Origin of the sequence: Kitasatospora sp. NPDC058406, assembly GCF_042722765.1 — a bacterium.
GTDB lineage: Bacteria > Actinomycetota > Actinomycetes > Streptomycetales > Streptomycetaceae > Kitasatospora.
Map to the genome: position 1 here is coordinate 7,343 of NZ_JBHXKE010000242.1, position 6,162 is coordinate 13,504.

Annotated in this window: 7 protein-coding genes; 5 read left to right on the plus strand and 2 right to left on the minus strand. The window is 74.9% G+C overall.

What is annotated here, in order from left to right:
• Positions 1 to 271: 271 nt before the first annotated feature.
• Positions 272 to 775 (plus strand): FxLYD domain-containing protein, encoded by a 504-nt coding sequence (locus ACFWOG_RS33425; RefSeq protein ID WP_380362940.1) that lies wholly within the window; start codon positions 272 to 274, stop codon positions 773 to 775.
• Between the two features lie 163 nt (positions 776 to 938).
• On the opposite strand, the gene ACFWOG_RS33430 is transcribed toward ACFWOG_RS33425, so the two are convergent.
• A complete protein-coding gene (locus tag ACFWOG_RS33430; RefSeq protein WP_329952143.1) occupies positions 939 to 1,163 on the minus strand; it encodes a hypothetical protein in 225 nt (74 codons plus the stop codon).
• Between the two features lie 175 nt (positions 1,164 to 1,338).
• Here ACFWOG_RS33430 and ACFWOG_RS33435 point away from each other — a divergent pair, with 175 nt between their 5' ends.
• Positions 1,339 to 1,947 (plus strand): TetR family transcriptional regulator C-terminal domain-containing protein, encoded by a 609-nt coding sequence (locus tag ACFWOG_RS33435; RefSeq protein ID WP_380362942.1) that lies wholly within the window; start codon positions 1,339 to 1,341, stop codon positions 1,945 to 1,947.
• A gap of 40 nt (positions 1,948 to 1,987) precedes the next feature.
• On the opposite strand, the gene ACFWOG_RS33440 is transcribed toward ACFWOG_RS33435, so the two are convergent.
• Positions 1,988 to 3,757, minus strand: coding sequence for a hypothetical protein (locus ACFWOG_RS33440; protein WP_380362944.1), 1,770 nt, complete (start codon positions 3,755 to 3,757; stop codon positions 1,988 to 1,990).
• A gap of 282 nt (positions 3,758 to 4,039) precedes the next feature.
• On the opposite strand from ACFWOG_RS33440, the gene ACFWOG_RS33445 reads away from it, so the two are divergent.
• The 3 genes from ACFWOG_RS33445 (at position 4,040) to ACFWOG_RS33455 (ending at position 6,118) form a co-directional block, all read left to right on the plus strand.
• Positions 4,040 to 4,591, plus strand: a complete 552-nt coding sequence (locus ACFWOG_RS33445) for a hypothetical protein (protein ID WP_329952140.1) — start codon at positions 4,040 to 4,042, stop codon at positions 4,589 to 4,591.
• A gap of 142 nt (positions 4,592 to 4,733) precedes the next feature.
• On the plus strand, positions 4,734 to 5,411 hold the full coding sequence (locus tag ACFWOG_RS33450; RefSeq protein ID WP_329881922.1) for a DUF3105 domain-containing protein: 678 nt from the start codon (positions 4,734 to 4,736) through the stop codon (positions 5,409 to 5,411).
• The gene (locus tag ACFWOG_RS33455) at positions 5,408 to 6,118 is read left to right on the plus strand and encodes a DUF305 domain-containing protein (protein ID WP_329952138.1); all 711 of its coding nucleotides are present in this window, start codon (positions 5,408 to 5,410) and stop codon (positions 6,116 to 6,118) included. The genes ACFWOG_RS33450 and ACFWOG_RS33455 overlap by 4 nt, the downstream gene beginning before the upstream one ends.
• The last annotated feature ends 44 nt before the right edge of the window (positions 6,119 to 6,162 follow it).

Here is a 6,162-nt window from a genome sequence, read left to right on the forward strand (position 1 = left end):
GCGCCCCCCCCCCCGGGGGGGGCCCCCCCCCCCCCCCCCCCCATAAAAAATAACAGGCGGGGGGGCCCCCGCGCCCCCACCCGCCCCCCCCCCGACGGCCCCGAAGCAGGACGTTCCGGCACGACCGGCGGATCGGCACCGGGGCAACTCACGGGCCGGGAAGGCCCTTTACCGTTTCCAGTTTGGTCACAGCTCCGTCACACCACGTCGCGGCCCCGGTGCGCGCCGATACGGTCCCCTCACCACGACCCGCCGTGTCCCAGGGGGACCCATGCGCCGCACCACCCTCTCCATCACCGCCGTCAGCCTCGCCGTCCTCGGCCTGGCCGCGTGCGACCCCAGCATCACCACCAGCACGCCGACCGGCCCCGCCGTCGAGGCCACCACCGCCGGAGCACCCCCCGCCCCGGGCACCCCCGCACCCACGCTGCCCGCCGCAGTGCCGACCCTGCCCACCGCCGTGCCGAGCCTGCCCGCAGCACCCGGCAACGCCGACGCCACAGGCGACGTCGAACTCACCTCCTGCGACGTCGACGCCACCTTGCACTGGCCGTCCGCGCAGCTCAAGGTCACCAATCGCAGCAGCAAGAGCAGCAACTACATGATCCAGGTCGAGTTCGTCGACGCGGCCGGTACGCGTATCGGCGAAGGCCTGGCCGCCACCAACAACCTCGCCGCCGGCCAGGCCGCCACCCTCAAGGCGCAAGGCGCGGTCGAGACCAAGGGCAAGATCAGCTGCAAGGTCACCAACGTCACCCGGTACGCCTCGCTCTGATCCCCGGACGCGATCGAGCCCCCGCCGGCCGCAGCCGAGCGGGGGCCTGCCTTTCCCGGCCGCCCTCCACGGGTCCCGCTCCGCAGCCGACGCGGCGCGCCGGGCACCTTGGACCGGCGCGCGCGTCCGTCGTCGGCACCAGGGCCTTGGGCGGTGGGGGCGGCTACCGGTGGTACCTCCCGATGTCGTCGGTGGTGAGCCCGTGCGTGCTGTGCATCGCGATCGAGCTGTAGGAGGAGCGGAGGGCCCGCAGCTGGGCGAGCCGCTCCTGCTCGGCGAGCAGGCCGTCGAGGTTCTCGGTGGGACGGCTGTGACGGCGGCGAAGGTGGAGCGACAGTCCGGTCACGATCACCGCGAGCCCCGCGAACAGGGCGATCAGTGTGGCCATGGGCATCCCCTCCGATCGGGATGGTCCTGTTGATCGGCGTGGTTGGTACGTACCCGCAGGAGCGCGGGCCGAACCGGCCCTCGTCCCCCTCCGTGGCCTCCCGGACACGGCCGGTATCGTGGTGGCCTCCCGCGGGTCTCCCGTGCCGCCCCCAGGTTCCAGAGGAGCAGGACAGATGGCGGACGCCCGCCCCCGCCGACCGGCACGCCCCCGCGAGGAGGTCTTCGCCACCGCACGGGCCGCGATCGCCGAACACGGGCTGGCCAAGCTCACCATGGCCGGCCTCGGCAGGGAGCTGCGGATGAGCGCCGGCCACCTGCTCTACTACTTCGGCAGCAAGGACCAGCTCCTGCTGGAGACCCTCCGCTGGAGCGAGGAGCAGCTCGGCGCCCGCCGCCGGGACCTGCTCGCCGACGGCGGCCGGGACGTCCGTGCACGGCTCTCCGGGTACACGGCGCTCTACCTGCCCGAGGGCCCGGGCGACCCGCGCTGGATCCTCTGGGTCGAGGTGTGGGGCCGCTCCCCCGCCGGCGAGGAACTGCGCCGGGGACAGCTGGAGATCGAGGCCCCCTGGCAGGCCGACCTCGTCGCCCTGATCGAGGAGGGCACCGCCGCCGGCCGCTTCGCCCCCGGCGACGCCGCGGAGCGTGCCAGCCAGATCCGCGCCCTGCTCGACGGCCTCGCCGTCCCGCTCGCCCTCGGGCTCCCCGGCGCCCTCCGCCCCCGCGCCCTCCACCTCGCCGAATCCGCCTGCGGCACCCTGCTGGGCACGACGCCCGCCTGAGCGGGGCGAGCGCCGGAAGCCGGGCCGGGACGGTCCGCGCCTACTCCGTCCAGACCGCGGCGGCGGTGCGGTCGTCGGCGTAGCCCTTGGCGCGGACCTGGACCTGGCGCAGGAAGTCCACCGTGCCCGGCGGGTGCGGGTGCGCCCAGTGCGAGGCCAGGAAGTGCGCGACCGCCGGCTCGTCGGCGATCGGCCGCGCCAGACCCGGGGTGCAGAGCAGCAGGATGTCGCCGGGCGTCGCCGGAACCATCCGGAAGCGGAACGGGCGCGCACCCGGCACCTGTCCCTCGGGCACCGGCGGCTGACCGTCCGGGTGGTGCAGCAGGCGCGCCGCGTACGCGTCGATCCAGTGCCCCGAACGCAACAGGTACAGCCCGCCCGGGCCGACCCCGAACGCCGCGCGGTAGCCCGCCGCCGGGTCGAGCGAGACCAGCAGGCAGTGCAGCGACACGGGGGACGGTTCGGCCTCCCCGTCCGGGCCGGTCGCGGAGGCCGGGTCAGCAGCAGGGTCCGAAGCCGGGTCCGCAGCCGGGTCCGGGTCCGGGACGAGTGCGCGCAGCGGGGCGGACGCGCCGGTGGCGAGCCGCTGGAGGCCGTACCGGAGCCGGTCCCGGGCGCCGTCGCGCAGGTCGGCGGCGAGGCCCGTCCGGCTGCGCCCGATCGAGGTGGCGAGCTGACGGCAGGCCTCGGCGGCGGCGACGGCGACCTCCTCCGCCGCCGGACCACCGGCCGGGCCTGCCCGGTCGAACCCGCCGAGCACGGCGAGCAGCAGGCCGTCGGTCCCCTCGCCGAAGCGGGTCACCAGCAGGGCGTCGCGCCGCGGCTCGCCGCGGTAGCGGGCCGAGTCTCCGCGGACGGAGGTGGCGCGCAGGGTGGTGGTGGCGTACTGGGCGCCCTCCAGCACGGTGTCGGCGACGACGGAACCCAGCGCGCCCGGGTCCGCCTCCGGCACGGCGGTCGGCTCGGGCCCGTACGTGGGCGGCCGCTCACCGACGTGCGGGACGGCGGGCGCGGTACCGGGCCGGCCTGCCCGCACGGCGGGACGCGGCGCGGGGGCGGGGGCGGGCGCGGGCGCGGCGGTGGGGGTAGCGGCAGGAGCCTGCTCGGGCGCGGGGTCCGGCTCGGGCCGCTCGGCGACGGCCGGCACCGATTCGGTCACCGGCACCGTCACCGGCACCGGCGCAGAGGCGGGGACCGGTTCCTCGGCGGCGGCCGGTTCCGGCCGGGGCCGGGGCTCCGGCACGCGGGCGGCCTCCGGCTTCGGCTCCGACTCCGGTTTCCGCAGGTCGGGCTGCTCCGCGGCGGGCTCCGGCTCCGACGCCTGCTCCGGCGCCTGCTCCGGCGGCGTGGCCGGGCGCTGTTCCGGTGCCGGTGCCCGTTCCGGTGCCGGTGCCGATGCCCCCGGGCTCTTCACGGGCCCGTCGTCCGCCCAGGGCGGGGCGGGGAAGCGGTGCGTCTCTCCGGGGTCCGAGGGCTGCGGGCTGATCACGCCCACCGCCGTGTCGAACCAGTCGTCGATGCTGTCCCGCTCCAGCACCTGGGTGTCGGCCACCGGATCGGCCCCGACCGCCGCCTCAGGGCCAGGGCCGGGACCGGGTTCAGGTTCGGGCTCGGGCTGCGTGGCCGCGTCCTCCCCGCTCCGCTGGTGCCCGATCAACCCGGCCGCCGTCTCGAACCAGTCGTCGACGCTGCCCTCACCCGGCGTCGCGTCCGGAGTGTCGGGGAGGGTGCCCGCCGGGCCCGCGTAGACCGTGTCCCACCAGCCGTCGTCCGGCCGGGGCTGCTGCGCGGGTGCACCCTGCTTGGTCATCTGGCGGCTCCTGGTCGCTCCGTGATCGCGCCGCCCCCGGGCGGGCCGGGCTCGACGACATTGTCTCCGAGGGCAACGACGCTGTCCGGGTTTCGACGACAACCGCGCACACATCGACCGATATCGATCACCGGATTCGCCGTCCGTTTCGTTTCCGTTCCTCCCGTGCTCGCCCGAACCGCCCCGGCCAGGGTGTTTCCGGTGGATTCCGGCCCGTCGGCCACCGAAAGTGAGAACCCGGGAGGGGGCTCGCTTCACTCGTTCGGCTGATTAAATGTGCGCATGACCGCGTCGGCCCCCAGCACACCCCGACCGTGGAGGACCGCACTCGCGGGTCGCCCGGTCGGCGCGCTGTGGATCCTGCTGCTCGCCGGACTGCTGACGGCGCTCCCGTGCGCGGGCCACGCCAGGGCCGTCACGACCGAGCGGCCGGAAGCACCGGCGGCAGCCCCGGCCGGCCCCCTGGTCGGCCCGCCGACCGGTTTCCGGGACGCACCGGCCGCCACCCCGGCGCCCGATCACGGACACCGCACCACCACCACCGGCCCGGCCACCACGCCGCAGACCGTCGGCGACCGCGTCCGCGCGGAGAGCCACCGGCACTGGACGTGGTGCTCGGTCGACGGTGATCCGCCGCATCGCGACAACGGCTGCTCCGGTCACCCGTACTGCGCCCAGGACGCCCAGCTCCCCAACCCGCCGCCGCACCCGCAACCTGCGGCGGCACCCCTGACGGAGGCTCCCGAGGCACTGCCCCGGGTGGTGCCCGCCGGGCTGCTGGTCGGCCCGCACCCCGCGCCCGACCTGCACGAACTCCAAGTGCACCGGTCCTGAGCGGAACCCGCCGCCGGCCCTCCCGTGCCACCCGCCCGCGCTCCCGTGCGGGCCGACGGACGGACGGGACCGGCGGATCCGCCCCATCCCGCCACTTCTTCAGACCGCCGCGCCCGATGTGCGGTGGGGACAAGGACACCACATGGGTTCCGCCTCCAAGCAGTCCAAGGCACAGTCGAACAAGCCGGGCGCCAAGCAGGCCGGTCTCGACCGCCGCGCCCGGATCGCCGAGCTGCGCGCGGCCGAGCAGCGCCGCGACCGTCGTAACAAGGTCCTCGCCGGATCGGTCGCCGGCGTGCTGGTGATCGCCGCGATAGCCACCGGCACCTGGATCGTGGTCGACGCCAACAAGGACAAGAAGGCCAAGGAGGTCGCCGCCAGCGCCCCGATCGACGGCGTGCAGACCTTCGGCGAGCTGACCCGGAACCACGTCAAGGAGAAGGTCACCTACGCGCAGACCCCGCCGGTCGGCGGCGACCACAACGCGATCTGGCTGGACTGCATGGGCACCGTCTACGACCAGCCGGTCGAGAACGAGCGCGCCGTCCACTCGCTGGAGCACGGAGCCGTCTGGGTGACCTACAACAGCAAGGCCACCCCGGAGGACATCAAGGCCCTGTCGGCCAAGGTGAAGGCCACCCCGTACTCGCTGATGAGCCCGTACCCGGACGAGCAGGGCACCATCACCCTGAACGCCTGGTCCACCCAGCTGACCGTGGACAGCGCCTCCGACCCGCGGGTGGAGCAGTTCTTCACCAAGTACGTCCAGGGCAAGCAGACCCAGGAGCCCGGGGCCTCCTGCACCATGGGGGCGATGTGACCGCCCCCGACGTGACACCGGGCGAGGAGGAGTTCGGGGACGACGACCTCGTCCCCGCGACCTCGCGCAAGCGGCTCTGGTGGCCCGCCGCCCTGGCGGCGGCGCTCGCCCTCGCGCTCGGTGTGCCGGCCCTGGTGGCCGGCGGCACGTCCGCCTCCGGATCCTCCTCGGCCTCCGCGCCGGCGGACGACTCCCCGGAGGCCGGGTTCGCCCGCGACATGGCGACCCACCACCAGCAGGCGGTGGACCTGTCGTTCATCGTCCGCGACCGGACCACGGACGGGCACACCCGCACGCTCGCCTTCGACATCATCAACACCCAGGCCAACCAGCGCGGCATGATGATGGGCTGGCTCGACCAGTGGGGGCTCCCGCAGCACTCGCCGGCCAAGCCGATGGCGTGGATGGGCATGAAGCACACCTACGAGGCGCACGACGGCTCGCTGATGCCCGGCATGGCCACCAACACCCAGCTCGCCAAGCTCCGTTCGCTGAGCGGGCAGGACGCCGAGGTGCTCTTCCTCCAGCTGATGCTGGAGCACCACAAGGGCGGGGTGGAGATGGCCCAGGGCTACGTCGACGTGGCGAAGAACGAGACCGAGAAGCGGCTCGCCCGGTCGATGGTGGTCGGGCAGAACTCGGAGATCCAGCTGATGACGGACATGCTCCAGGAGCGCGGCGCCGCCCCCGGCGTGCCCGCCTCCTGAGCGACGGAACAGCACGGCACGGCCGGGGCGGCGGACGGGGGACC

What these genes read in the sequence shown, in the direction of transcription:
- ACFWOG_RS33430 (WP_329952143.1), bottom strand. Translation starts at nt 1,163, where the DNA reads ATGGCCACACTGATCGCCCTGTTCGCGGGGCTCGCGGTGATCGTGACC.
- ACFWOG_RS33440 (WP_380362944.1), bottom strand. Translation starts at nt 3,757, where the DNA reads ATGACCAAGCAGGGTGCACCCGCGCAGCAGCCCCGGCCGGACGACGGC.
- ACFWOG_RS33435 (WP_380362942.1), top strand. Translation starts at nt 1,339, where the DNA reads ATGGCGGACGCCCGCCCCCGCCGACCGGCACGCCCCCGCGAGGAGGTC.
- ACFWOG_RS33450 (WP_329881922.1), top strand. Translation starts at nt 4,734, where the DNA reads ATGGGTTCCGCCTCCAAGCAGTCCAAGGCACAGTCGAACAAGCCGGGC.
- ACFWOG_RS33425 (WP_380362940.1), top strand. Translation starts at nt 272, where the DNA reads ATGCGCCGCACCACCCTCTCCATCACCGCCGTCAGCCTCGCCGTCCTC.
- ACFWOG_RS33445 (WP_329952140.1), top strand. Translation starts at nt 4,040, where the DNA reads ATGACCGCGTCGGCCCCCAGCACACCCCGACCGTGGAGGACCGCACTC.